Annotated in this window: 17 protein-coding genes and 1 pseudogene; all 18 read right to left on the bottom strand. The window is 67.5% G+C overall.

Annotated elements, in window-relative coordinates:
- A partial coding sequence (gene rplX, locus RBH18_RS40590) for a 50S ribosomal protein L24 (RefSeq protein WP_306215835.1) occupies positions 1 to 216 on the bottom strand: 216 nt, incomplete at its 3' end.
- Positions 213 to 581, bottom strand: a complete 369-nt coding sequence (gene rplN, locus RBH18_RS40585) for a 50S ribosomal protein L14 (protein ID WP_023358185.1) — start codon at positions 579 to 581, stop codon at positions 213 to 215. The genes rplN and rplX, both read right to left, overlap by 4 nt.
- Positions 582 to 676: 95 nt before the next feature.
- A complete protein-coding gene (rpsQ, locus tag RBH18_RS40580; RefSeq protein ID WP_305786125.1) occupies positions 677 to 952 on the bottom strand; it encodes a 30S ribosomal protein S17 in 276 nt (91 codons plus the stop codon).
- Positions 949 to 1,182 (bottom strand): 50S ribosomal protein L29, encoded by a 234-nt coding sequence (rpmC, locus tag RBH18_RS40575; RefSeq protein ID WP_305786124.1) that lies wholly within the window; start codon positions 1,180 to 1,182, stop codon positions 949 to 951. The genes rpsQ and rpmC overlap by 4 nt, the downstream gene beginning before the upstream one ends.
- Positions 1,182 to 1,607 (bottom strand): 50S ribosomal protein L16, encoded by a 426-nt coding sequence (rplP, locus tag RBH18_RS40570; RefSeq protein ID WP_015618999.1) that lies wholly within the window; start codon positions 1,605 to 1,607, stop codon positions 1,182 to 1,184. The genes rpmC and rplP overlap by 1 nt, the downstream gene beginning before the upstream one ends.
- A 3-nt stretch (positions 1,608 to 1,610) precedes the next feature.
- Complete coding sequence (gene rpsC, locus RBH18_RS40565; RefSeq protein WP_305786123.1) at positions 1,611 to 2,444, bottom strand: 30S ribosomal protein S3; 834 nt, start codon at positions 2,442 to 2,444, stop codon at positions 1,611 to 1,613.
- On the bottom strand, positions 2,444 to 2,917 hold the full coding sequence (gene rplV / locus RBH18_RS40560) for a 50S ribosomal protein L22 (RefSeq protein ID WP_306215834.1): 474 nt from the start codon (positions 2,915 to 2,917) through the stop codon (positions 2,444 to 2,446). Before rplV ends, rpsC begins: the two co-directional genes overlap by 1 nt.
- Positions 2,918 to 2,948: 31 nt before the next feature.
- The gene (gene rpsS, locus RBH18_RS40555; protein ID WP_067696121.1) at positions 2,949 to 3,230 is read right to left on the bottom strand and encodes a 30S ribosomal protein S19; all 282 of its coding nucleotides are present in this window, start codon (positions 3,228 to 3,230) and stop codon (positions 2,949 to 2,951) included.
- Positions 3,231 to 3,243: 13 nt separating this feature from the next.
- Positions 3,244 to 4,083 (bottom strand): 50S ribosomal protein L2, encoded by an 840-nt coding sequence (gene rplB / locus RBH18_RS40550; protein WP_305786121.1) that lies wholly within the window; start codon positions 4,081 to 4,083, stop codon positions 3,244 to 3,246.
- A gap of 14 nt (positions 4,084 to 4,097) precedes the next feature.
- Positions 4,098 to 4,400 (bottom strand): 50S ribosomal protein L23, encoded by a 303-nt coding sequence (gene rplW, locus RBH18_RS40545; RefSeq protein ID WP_305786120.1) that lies wholly within the window; start codon positions 4,398 to 4,400, stop codon positions 4,098 to 4,100.
- On the bottom strand, positions 4,397 to 5,044 hold the full coding sequence (rplD, locus tag RBH18_RS40540) for a 50S ribosomal protein L4 (RefSeq protein WP_306215833.1): 648 nt from the start codon (positions 5,042 to 5,044) through the stop codon (positions 4,397 to 4,399). The genes rplW and rplD overlap by 4 nt, the downstream gene beginning before the upstream one ends.
- Positions 5,041 to 5,691 (bottom strand): 50S ribosomal protein L3, encoded by a 651-nt coding sequence (gene rplC / locus RBH18_RS40535; RefSeq protein ID WP_306215832.1) that lies wholly within the window; start codon positions 5,689 to 5,691, stop codon positions 5,041 to 5,043. The genes rplD and rplC overlap by 4 nt, the downstream gene beginning before the upstream one ends.
- A gap of 11 nt (positions 5,692 to 5,702) precedes the next feature.
- Entirely contained in the window at positions 5,703 to 6,011 is a 309-nt protein-coding gene (rpsJ, locus tag RBH18_RS40530) for a 30S ribosomal protein S10 (RefSeq protein ID WP_007073037.1), read from the bottom strand.
- Between the two features lie 378 nt (positions 6,012 to 6,389).
- Positions 6,390 to 7,583: an elongation factor Tu gene (gene tuf / locus RBH18_RS40525; RefSeq protein ID WP_305786117.1), complete on the bottom strand. Its 1,194-nt coding sequence runs from the start codon at positions 7,581 to 7,583 to the stop codon at positions 6,390 to 6,392.
- A 119-nt stretch (positions 7,584 to 7,702) separates the two neighbouring features.
- A complete protein-coding gene (gene fusA, locus RBH18_RS40520) occupies positions 7,703 to 9,799 on the bottom strand; it encodes an elongation factor G (protein WP_306215830.1) in 2,097 nt (698 codons plus the stop codon).
- A gap of 115 nt (positions 9,800 to 9,914) precedes the next feature.
- Positions 9,915 to 10,385 (bottom strand): 30S ribosomal protein S7, encoded by a 471-nt coding sequence (gene rpsG / locus RBH18_RS40515; protein WP_133873229.1) that lies wholly within the window; start codon positions 10,383 to 10,385, stop codon positions 9,915 to 9,917.
- Position 10,386: 1 nt separating this feature from the next.
- The gene (rpsL, locus tag RBH18_RS40510) at positions 10,387 to 10,761 is read right to left on the bottom strand and encodes a 30S ribosomal protein S12 (RefSeq protein ID WP_014440718.1); all 375 of its coding nucleotides are present in this window, start codon (positions 10,759 to 10,761) and stop codon (positions 10,387 to 10,389) included.
- Between the two features lie 406 nt (positions 10,762 to 11,167).
- Positions 11,168 to 11,398 (bottom strand): annotated as a pseudogene (locus RBH18_RS40505) (hypothetical protein); the annotation flags it as partial.

Genomic DNA, 11,398 nt, shown 5'->3' with positions numbered 1-11,398 from the left:
GTTCGAGATGTGGATCGCGGCTTCCTGCGTGACGATGCCGCCGGTCTTCGAACCGCGCTGCGTCGTACGGATGCGCTCGTGCTTCTTGATGCGGTTGACGCCCTCGACGAGGACCTTGTCCTGGCGCGGGAAGGCCGCGATGACCTTGCCCTTGGCACCCTTGTCCTTGCCGGCGATGACGACGACCGTGTCGCCCTTCTTGATCTTCACGGTCAGAGCACCTCCGGCGCCAGGCTGATGATCTTCATGAACCGCTTGTCGCGCAGCTCGCGGCCGACCGGGCCGAAGATACGCGTACCGCGGGGGTCCCCGCCGTCCTTGATGATGACGGCGGCGTTCTCGTCGAAGCGGATGTACGAGCCGTCGGGACGGCGCCTCTCCTTGGCGGTGCGAACGATGACCGCCTTGACGACGTCACCCTTCTTCACACCCGCGCCCGGGATCGCGTCCTTGACCGTGGCCACGATGACATCGCCGATGCTCGCGTAGCGGCGGCCGGAGCCACCGAGCACGCGGATGCACAGGATCTCTCGGGCACCCGTGTTGTCGGCGACGCGCAGTCGCGACTCCTGCTGGATCACTGGGTTCTCCTATGTCTGCCAGTTCTCCGGAGACTTGCTGTCCGAAGCTTGGCGGAACGATGGTCGGTGGGCCGGCTCGCACCGGCCCACCAGACTCACTTGGCCTTTTCGAGGATCTCCACGATCCGCCAGCGCTTGGTGGCGGAGAGCGGGCGGGTCTCCATCATGAGGACCCGGTCGCCGATGCCGGCCGCGTTCTGCTCGTCGTGCACCTTGAGCTTGCGCGTGCGCCGGATGACCTTGCCGTAGAGCGCGTGCTTGACGCGGTCCTCGACCTCGACGACAACCGTCTTGTCCATCTTGTCGCTGACCACGAGGCCCTCGCGCGTCTTGCGCTGAGCCCGCGGAGCAGCAGTCGTGTTCTCACTCATGCTGTCACCTCACTCGGCGCGGCCGAGAGCCCCAGCTCACGTTCCCGCATGACCGTGTAGATCCTCGCGATGTCCTTGCGGACCACCTGCAGTCGACGGTGATTGTCGAGCTGCCCGGTGGCACCCTGCACGCGAAGGTTGAACAGCTCCGCCTTCGCCTCCCGCAGCCGCGAGACCAGCTCCTCTTCGGAGAGCTCGCGCAGCTCGGCCGGCTTCACGCCCGCTGCCATCAGCTTTCACCCACTTCGCGCGTCACGATGCGGCACTTCATCGGGAGCTTGTGAATCGCGCGGCGCATCGCCTCACGCGCAATCGTCTCGTTGGGGAACGACATCTCGAAGAGAATCCTTCCCGGCTTGACGTTCGCGACCCACCACTCCGGCGAACCCTTACCGGAACCCATGCGGGTCTCGGCAGGCTTCTTCGTCAGCGCCTGGTCCGGGAAGATCGAGATCCAGACCTTACCGCCACGCTTGATGTGGCGGGTCATGGCGATACGAGCCGACTCGATCTGCCGGTTCGTCACGTACGCCGGCTCCAGGGCCTGGATACCGAACTCGCCGAAGACCACCCGGTTGCCGCCCTTGGACGCGCCGTGGCGGTCCGGGTGGTGCGGCTTGCGGAAGCCCTTCGGGGGCTTACGCGGCATCAGCATGTGTCAGCCCTCCTGCTGCGTTTCGGCCGCGGCCGGAGCAGCGGCGGTCTCGGTCGGCTCGGCGGCGGCCTGCGCCTGCGCGGCCCGGCCGGCCTCGGTGCCACCCGCGGTGGTGCCGGACGAGCCGGAACGACCACGACGCGGACGGTCGGGACGGTCACCGCGGTCCCGGCGCGGACGCGCGGGCGCCTCGGGGGCGACCTCGCGACCCGGAACGGCGTCGCCCTTGTAGATCCAGACCTTCACGCCGATGCGACCGAACGTGGTACGGGCCTCGAAGAAGCCGTACTCGATGTCGGCGCGCAGCGTGTGCAGCGGAACGCGACCCTCACGGTAGAACTCCGTGCGGCTCATCTCCGCGCCGCCGAGGCGGCCGGAGACCTGCACACGGATGCCCTTGCAGACCGGGTTCTTCATCGCGGACTGCATGGCCTTGCGCATCGCCCGGCGGAAGCTGACCCGGCTGGACAGCTGCTCGGCGACGCCCTGCGCCACGAGCTGCGCGTCCGACTCCGGGCTCTTCACCTCGAGGATGTTGAGCTGGACCTGCTTGCCGGTGAGCTTCTCGAGCTCACCGCGGATGCGGTCGGCCTCCGCGCCCTTGCGGCCGATGACGATGCCCGGCCGGGCGGTGTGGATGTCGACGCGGACCCGGTCCCGGGTGCGCTCGATGTCCACCTTCGAGATGCCGGCGCGCTCCAGGCCCTTGGACATCATGCGGCGGATCTTGACGTCCTCGCCGATGTAGTCCTTGTAGAGCTTGTCCGCGAACCAGCGGCTCTTCCAGTCGGTGGAGATGCCGAGCCGGAACCCGGTGGGGTGAACTTTCTGACCCATTACTCGGCACCTTCCGTGCTCTGGGACTCGGCCGGCTTCGCCTCGGTGGCCTCAGCCGCCTTGGCCGGAGCGGCCTTCTTCGCGGCGGCCTTGCGGGCCGGAGCGGCGACCTGGACGGCCTCCACCGCGATGGTGATGTGACAGGTGCGCTTGCGGATCCGGTACGCCCGGCCCTGCGCCCGCGGCCGGAACCGCTTCAGCGTCGGGCCCTCGTCGACGAACGCCTCGGCGACCAGGAGCGCGTCCGGGTCGAGCCGCTCGTTGTTCTCGGCGTTGGCGATCGCGCTGGCGAGCACCTTGTAGACCTGCTCGCTGGCGGCCTGCGGCGCGAACTGCAGGACCGTGAGGGCCTCCTTCGCGGGCAGACCGCGGACGAGGTTGATCACACGGCGCGCCTTGTTCGGCGAGATGCGCACGTGGCGCGCAACAGCGCGAGCGCCCGGAAGCGCCGCGACATCGCTGTTTGCTGGCATCGCTGTAACCCCTTTCCTATCCGTGATCCGACTAGCGACGACGGCTCTTGCGGTCGTCCTTCTCGTGACCCTTGAACGTGCGGGTCAGAGCGAACTCGCCGAGCTTGTGGCCGACCATGGCCTCGGAGATGAACACCGGGACGTGCTTGCGCCCGTCGTGCACGGCGATCGTGTGCCCGAGCATGTCGGGGATGATCGTCGAGCGCCGCGACCAGGTCTTGATGACGTTCTTGGAATTCTTCTCGTTCTGGACTTCCACCTTCTTGAGCAGGTGGTCGTCGACGAACGGGCCCTTCTTCAGGCTGCGAGGCATCTTTTAACTCCCGTTACCCGCGCTTGCGGGTGGCGTAGCGGCGGCGAACGATCAGCTTGTCGCTCTCCTGGCCCTTGCGGCGGGTACGGCCCTCCGGCTTACCAGCCGGGTTGACCGGGTGGCGACCACCGGAGGTCTTACCCTCACCACCACCGTGCGGGTGGTCGATCGGGTTCATGGCGACACCACGGACGGTCGGGCGCTTGCCCTTCCAGCGCATGCGGCCGGCCTTGCCCCAGTTGATGTTCGACTGCTCGGCGTTGCCGATCTCGCCGACCGTCGCGCGGCAGCGGATGTCGACGCGCCGGATCTCGCCGGAGGGCATACGCAGCGTGGCGTACGCGCCCTCACGGCCGAGCAGCTGGATGCCGACGCCGGCCGAGCGGGCCAGCTTGGCGCCACCGCCGGGACGAAGCTCCACACCGTGGATCGTCGTACCGACCGGGATGTTGCGCAGCGGCAGGTTGTTGCCCGGCTTGATGTCCGCGCCCACGCCCGACTCGACGCGGTCGCCCTGCTTGAGGTCCTTCGGCGCGAGGATGTAGCGCTTCTCGCCGTCGGCGTAGTGCAGCAGCGCGATGCGCGACGTGCGGTTCGGGTCGTACTCGATGTGCGCGACCTTGGCCGGCACGCCGTCCTTGTCGTTCCGCTTGAAGTCGATCAGGCGGTACTGACGCTTGTGACCGCCGCCCTGGTGCCGGGTGGTGATCCGGCCGTGGACGTTGCGGCCGCCCTTCTTGGGCAGCGGGACGACCAGAGACTTCTCCGGCGTGGACCGGGTGATCTCGGCGAAGTCGGCGACGCTGGAACCGCGACGGCCCGGCGTGGTCGGCTTGTACTTACGGATAGCCATGATTCACAAACCCCTTAGCTGACCGGGCCGCCGAAGGCCTCGATACGGTCACCGTCAGCCAGCTTCACCATGGCGCGCTTGGTCGCCTTGCGCTGACCGAAGCCGGTGCGGGTGCGCTTGCGCTTGCCCTCGCGGTTCGCGGTGTTCACCGTCAGCACGCGGACGTCGAAGATCTGCTGGATCGCGATCTTGATCTGGGTCTTGTTCGCGTCCGGGTGGACGAGGAACGTGTACCAGTTCTGGTCGAGAACGCTGTAGCTCTTCTCGGAGACCACCGGGGCGAGGATGATGTCGCGCGGGTCGGCGATCGTGCTCACTTGTTCGCCTCCTCGGAGGTCTCGGAGGTGCCCAGGAACTCGTCGAGCGCGTCCTTGGTGAACACGACCTCGTCGGCCACGAGCACGTCGTACGTGTTGAGCTGGCCGGCCTCGATCAGGTGCACCGTGGCCTCGTTGCGCAGCGACAGCCAGTTCGTCGCGTCCTGGCTGCCCAGCACGACCAGCACCTTGGTGCTCTTCGCGACCTTGCGCAGCGTGGCGACGGCGGCCTTGGTCGACGGCGTCTCGCCGGAGACGAAGGCGTCGACCACGTGGATGCGACCCTCGCGGGCCCGGTCCGAGAGGGCGCCACGCAGGGCGGCGGCCTTCATCTTCTTGGGCGTCCGCTGGGAGTAGTCGCGCGGCACGGGGCCGTGCACGACGCCACCACCGGTGAACTGCGGCGCGCGGATCGAGCCCTGGCGGGCGCGACCGGTGCCCTTCTGCTTGTACGGCTTCTTGCCGCCGCCGGCGACCTCGCCGCGCGTCTTCGCCTTGGCCGTGCCCTGACGGGCGGCGGCCAGCTGGGCGACGACGACCTGGTGCATCAGCGGGATGTTCGCCTGCACGTCGAAGACGCTGTCGGGCAGCTCGACCGAGCCGGACTTGGTCCCCTCGGCGTTGATCACGTCAACGGAGCTCACTTCGCACCACCCTTCTTGGCAGCGGTGCGGACGAGGATCAGCGCGCCCTTGGGGCCGGGAACGGCGCCCTTGACCAGGATCACGTTGTTCTCGACGTCGACCGCCTGCACGGTCAGGTTCTGCACGGTGAAGCGCTGGCCACCCATGCGACCGGCCATCCGCACGCCCTTGAAGACGCGACCGGGGGTCGCGCAGGCGCCGATCGAGCCGGGCGAGCGGTGCTTGCGCTCGACACCGTGGCTCGCGCGCAGGCCGTGGAAGCCGTGCCGCTTGATGACACCGGCGTAGCCCTTGCCCTTGGTCTTACCGGTGACGTCGACGGCCGCGCCGGCCTCGAACGCCTCAACGGTGATCTCCTGGCCGAGCTCGTACTCGCCGGCGTCGGTGGTGCGCAGCTCCACCTTGTGGCGCCGCGGCGACACACCCGCCTTCGCGAAGTGACCGCTCTCGGGCTTGTTCACCTTGCGCGGGTCGATCTGGCCGTAGGCCAGCTGCACCGCGGAGTAACCGTCTGCTTCGGGGGTGCGGACCTGGGTCACGACGCAAGGGCCGGCCTGCACCACGGTCACCGGGACGACCTTGTTGTTGTCCCAGACCTGGGTCATGCCGAGCTTGGCGCCCAGGATCCCCTTCACTTGCCTGTCCATTGTCCGGATCCCTACAGCTTGATCTCGATGTCGACGCCAGCCGGCAGGTCGAGGCGCATGAGCGAGTCGACCGTCTTCGGAGTCGGGTCGATGATGTCGATCAGACGCTTGTGCGTGCGCATCTCGAAGTGCTCGCGCGAGTCCTTGTACTTGTGCGGCGAACGGATCACGCAGAAACGGTTGATCTCCGTGGGCAGCGGCACCGGGCCAGCGACCTGCGCCCCGGTCCGCGTCACCGTCTCGACGATCTTCCGCGCCGAGGAGTCGACGACCTCGTGGTCATAGGCCTTGAGCCGGATGCGGATCTTCTGTCCCGCCATGGTGGCTTCTGTTTCCTTCTCTCGATGCCGCTACCTGCGAAAGCGGTGGCTCTCGCATGCCCGCAGGACCGTTGATCCTGCGTTGTCCGACCCCCGCGGTCGGGCGTGTCGCGCTCTGGAACCAGGCTCCGCCCCAAAGATCTGGAGCGATCATGCCCGTGGATCAGCTCCGAAGAGCGACCCCATCCGTCGGGATCGGGGCGGCCGGCGGCTCTTTCACAACACACGCCGGACACCGGGCGAGGGTGGCCACCTGCCTGTACTGCAAAGGCAGCTGACCACCCTGCGCGACGCAACCTGACTAGTATGCCGGATTGAGTCCGACAATGCTAATCGGGGTCACCTGTGAGCGTCCCCACGAGGTGGGGAAGCGTTCACTCAGACGTTGATCTTCGTGACCGTACCGGCGCCGACGGTGCGGCCACCCTCACGGATCGCGAACTTCAGGCCCTGCTCCATGGCGATGGGCTGGATCAGCTTCACCGACATGGTGGTGGAGTCGCCGGGCATGACCATCTCGGTGCCCTCGGGCAGCGTGACGACGCCGGTGACGTCCGTGGTGCGGAAGTAGAACTGCGGGCGGTAGTTCTGGAAGAACGGGGTGTGCCGGCCGCCCTCCTCCTTCGAGAGGATGTAGACCTGGCCCTCGAACTCCGTGTGCGGAGTCGTGGTGCCCGGCTTCACGACGACCATGCCGCGCTCGACGTCCTCGCGCTTGATGCCGCGGAGCAGCAGACCGACGTTCTCACCCGCGCGGGCCTCGTCGAGCAGCTTGCGGAACATCTCGATGCCGGTGCAGACGGTCTTCGTCGACTTCTCGCGGATGCCGACGATCTCGACCTCCTCGTTCGGCTTGAGGATGCCACGCTCGGCGCGACCGGTGACGACCGTGCCACGACCGGTGATCGTGAAGACGTCCTCGATCGGCATGAGGAACGGCTTCTCGGTCTCACGCTCGGGCTGCGGGATCGCGGTGTCGACCGCGTTCATCAGCTCGAGGAGCTTGCCGGTCCACTCCGAGTCGCCCTCGAGCGCCTTGAGCGCCGAGACGCGGACGACCGGAACGTCGTCGCCGGGGAACTCGTAGGTGCTGAGCAGCTCGCGAACCTCGAGCTCGACGAGCTCCAGGAGCTCCTCGTCCTCGACCATGTCGCTCTTGTTCAGGGCGACGACGATGTACGGAACGCCGACCTGGCGGGCCAGGAGCACGTGCTCCTTGGTCTGCGGCATCGGGCCGTCGGTCGCGGCGACCACCAGGATCGCGCCGTCCATCTGCGCGGCACCGGTGATCATGTTCTTGATGTAGTCGGCGTGGCCGGGGCAGTCCACGTGCGCGTAGTGACGCGCCGCGGTCTGGTACTCGACGTGCGCGATCGAGATCGTGATGCCGCGGGCCTTCTCCTCCGGCGCCTTGTCGATCTCGTCGAACGGCGTGTAGGGGTTCAGGTCCGGGTACTCGTCGTGCAGGACCTTGGTGATTGCCGCAGTCAGCGTCGTCTTACCGTGGTCGATGTGACCAATGGTGCCGATGTTGACGTGCGGCTTAGTCCGCTCGAACTTCGCCTTCGCCACTGGTGTCCTCCTGTGGACTGTGGTTTTCTTCTCGCCCGGCACGCCCGATAAGGCGATGGGGACTCTGTCGACTGCTAGTGCGCGTGCGGCCCTCGACAGGCCGCACGCGCCTCAACGCATCAGGCGCCGGTGGCCTTCGCGATGATCTCCTTCGCCACGCCCTGGGGCACCTCGGCGTAGGAGTCGAACTGCATGCTGTAGCTCGCCCGGCCGGCCGTCTTCGACCGCAGGTCGCCGACGTAGCCGAACATCTCCGACAGCGGGACCAGAGCCTTGACGACGCGGGCGCCCGAGCGCTCCTCCATCGACTGGATGATGCCACGGCGGGAGTTGAGGTCGCCGATCACGTCGCCCATGTTGTCCTCGGGCGTGGTGACCTCGACGGACATCATCGGCTCGAGCAGCGCCGGGTCGGCCTTGCGGGCCGCTTCCTTCATGACCATCGAGCCGGCGATCTTGAACGCCATCTCGGAGGAGTCGACCTCGTGGTACTGACCGTCCAGCAGGGTCAGCTTGACGCCGACCAGCGGGAAGCCGGCGAGGACGCCGTACTGCAGCGAGTCCTGCGCGCCCGCGTCCACCGACGGGATGAACTCCCGGGGGATGCGGCCACCGGTCACGGCGTTGACGAACTCGTAGGTCGGGCCGTCCGCCGTCATGTCGAGCGGCTCGACCGAGACGACGACCTTCGCGTACTGGCCCGAGCCACCGGTCTGCTTCTTGTGCACGTAGTCGATCTTCTCCACCGTGCGGCGGATCGTCTCGCGGTACGCGACCTGCGGCTTACCGATGTTCGCCTCGACGTTGAACTCGCGCCGCATGCGGTCGACGAGGATGTCGAGGTGGAGCTCGCCCATGCCGGCGATGATGGTCTGCCCGGTCTCCTCGTCGTTGAAGACGCGGAAGGTCGGGTCCTCCTCGGCCAGACGCTGGATCGCGGTGCCCAGCTTCTCCTGGTCCGACTTGGTCTTCGGCTCGATGGCGACCTGGATGACCGGCTCCGGGAACGTCATCGACTCGAGGATGACCGGGTTGGCCGGGTCGCTCAGCGTGTCACCGGTGGTGGTCTGCTTCAGACCCTGGACGGCGATGATGTCGCCGGCCTGCGCGGTCTGACGCTCCTCACGCTTGTTGGCGTGCATCTGGTAGATCTTGCCGATGCGCTCCTTGCGGTCCTTGGTGGAGTTGACCACCTGGGAACCGGACTCGAGCGTGCCGGAGTAGACCCGGACGTACGTCAGCTTGCCGAGGTGCTTGTCGGTCTGGATCTTGAAGGCCAGGGCCGAGAAGGGCTCGTCGTTCGACGGCTTGCGCTGCATCGGCGTCTCGCCGTCGGTCGCGGTGCCCTCGATGGCCGGGATGTCCAGCGGCGACGGCAGGAAGTCGACCACGGCGTCGAGCATGGGCTGGACGCCCTTGTTCTTGAACGCCGAGCCGCACAGCACCGGGTTGGCCTTGCTGGCGATCGTGGCGCGCCGGATGGCGGCCTTGATCTCGTCCTCGGAGAGCTCCTCGCCCTCGAGGTACTTCTCCATCACGGCGTCGTCGACGTCGGCGAGCGTCTCGACGAGCTTCTCGCGCCACTCGGCGGCCTGGTCGGCGAGGTCGGCCGGGATCTCCTCGACCGCGTAGTCCTCACCCTTCTGGGTCTCGCCGCGCCACGTCAGGGCCCGCATGCCGATCAGGTCGACGACACCGATGTGGTCGCCCTCGAGGCCGATCGGGATCTGCAGGACCAGCGGGGTGGCCTTGAGCCGGTCGATCATCATCTGCACGCAGCGGAAGAAGTCGGCACCGGTCCGGTCGAGCTTGTTGACGAAGCACATGCGCGGGACGTGGTACTTGTCCGCCTGCCGCCACACGTTCTCCGTCTGCGGCTCCACACCGGCCACACCGTCGTAGACCGCGACGGCGCCGTCGAGCACACGCAGCGACCGCTCGACCTCGACCGTGAAGTCGACGTGGCCGGGCGTGTCGATGATCTGGATCGTGTAGCCCTTCCACTCGCACTTCGTGGCGGCGGAGGTGATGGTGATGCCGCGTTCCTGTTCCTGTTCCATCCAGTCCATGACGGCCGCGCCCTCGTGGACTTCACCGATCTTGTACGTGATGCCGGTGTAGAACAGGATGCGCTCGGTCGTCGTGGTCTTACCAGCGTCGATGTGCGCCATGATGCCGATGTTGCGTACCTTGGCGAGCGCGTCTGCGGCAGCCACTGCAATCCCTACTCTTCGTCGTCGATATCGACTGGGGCCCCGGGCCGATGACCCGGGATGCCGGCGGGACCGGCGTCGCAGCCCGGCACGGTGGCCGGGCCGGCGACGGGGGTTGTTACCAGCGGTAGTGCGCGAAGGCCTTGTTGGACTCCGCCATCTTGTGCGTGTCCTCGCGGCGCTTCACAGCGGCACCCAGGCCGTTGCTCGCGTCGAGGAGCTCGTTCTGCAGGCGCTCGATCATGGTCTTCTCACGGCGCGCCTTGGAGTACTGCACCAGCCAGCGCAGGCCCAGGGTGGTCTGCCGCGGCGTGCGGACCTCGACCGGCACCTGGTAGGTCGCGCCACCGACACGGCGGCTGCGGACCTCGAGGGTGGGCTTCACGTTGTCCATGGCCCGCTTGAGCGTGACCACGGGGTCCGTGCCGTTCTTCTCCCGGCATCCCTCGAGCGCGCCGTAGACGATGCGCTCGGCGAGCTGACGCTTGCCACCCACCAGGATCTTGTTCACCAGCTGGGTGACCAGGGGGGAGTTGTAAACCGGGTCCGCGACCACAGGGTGGCGCGGAGCGGGGCCCTTACGCGGCATGTCAGCTCTTCTCCTTCTTCGCGCCGTAACGGCTGCGGGCCTGCTTGCGGTTGCGGACACCCTGGGTGTCCAGCGAACCGCGGACGATCTTGTAGCGAACGCCGGGGAGGTCCTTCACACGGCCGCCGCGCACGAGCACGATCGAGTGCTCCTGCAGGTTGTGGCCGACGCCCGGGATGTACGCCGTGACCTCGATCTGGCTGCTGAGCTTCACACGAGCGACCTTGCGCAGCGCAGAGTTCGGCTTCTTGGGGGTGGTGGTGTACACGCGCGTGCACACGCCGCGCCGCTGAGGACTTCCCTTCAGCGCCGGCGTCTTGGTCTTGCTCGTCTTCGCCTGGCGGCCCTTTCGGACCAGCTGCTGGATCGTGGGCACCGGGTTTCTCCGCTCCCTTCGGCCGCTCTTACGCGACCGCACCGTCTTCGTTATGCCTTGTGTGCGAGCGGCCCCGGTGGGCTCCCGCACCCGCGGTCGGGCGTGTCGTCCGGCTCACGGTCCCACCGCGCGCAGGTCACGCGCGACGAGTTTTTGTCTTTGTCGGGCTGTATGCCCGTCGTGCCACTGCCCCGTCGTTACTTCAGACTCGGGCGCACGCACGAGTTGCCCGGGCGAGCCCGGGCACGAGGGGAAAGAGTACCCACCACACGCACGCAGGTCAAAACGAGCCGCTCGAAAAGCGGCCGCTCCGACCGACTAGCTTGATGATGGACATCTCCGCATTACAAGTGTAGCGGGTGCCTCGCGGAAGCAACGCCGCGGTGCCTGTTTCCCGCGCCACGCGTCACGCGACCTCCACCAGCACTACCAACAAGAGGGTCAGGAGCGCAATTCCCGCGCCCGCGGCGCCGCAGGAGATGCCCGCGATCGCGACGCCCCGGCCGGTGAAGCGCAGCCGGCCCTCCTGCCCCGAGCGCTTGATCTGCCGCCGCGCGGCCAGGCCCAGGGCGATCGAGCCGCCACCGGCCAGCACGGCGAGCAGGGTGAAGGCGCCGCCCACCAGCGCGCCCCAGCC

The organism is Actinoplanes oryzae (genome assembly GCF_030757795.1).
Classification (GTDB): domain Bacteria; phylum Actinomycetota; class Actinomycetes; order Mycobacteriales; family Micromonosporaceae; genus Actinoplanes.
The sequence above is the reverse complement of the archived record's forward strand: the minus strand, read 5'-3'. Positions and strand labels throughout refer to the sequence as shown.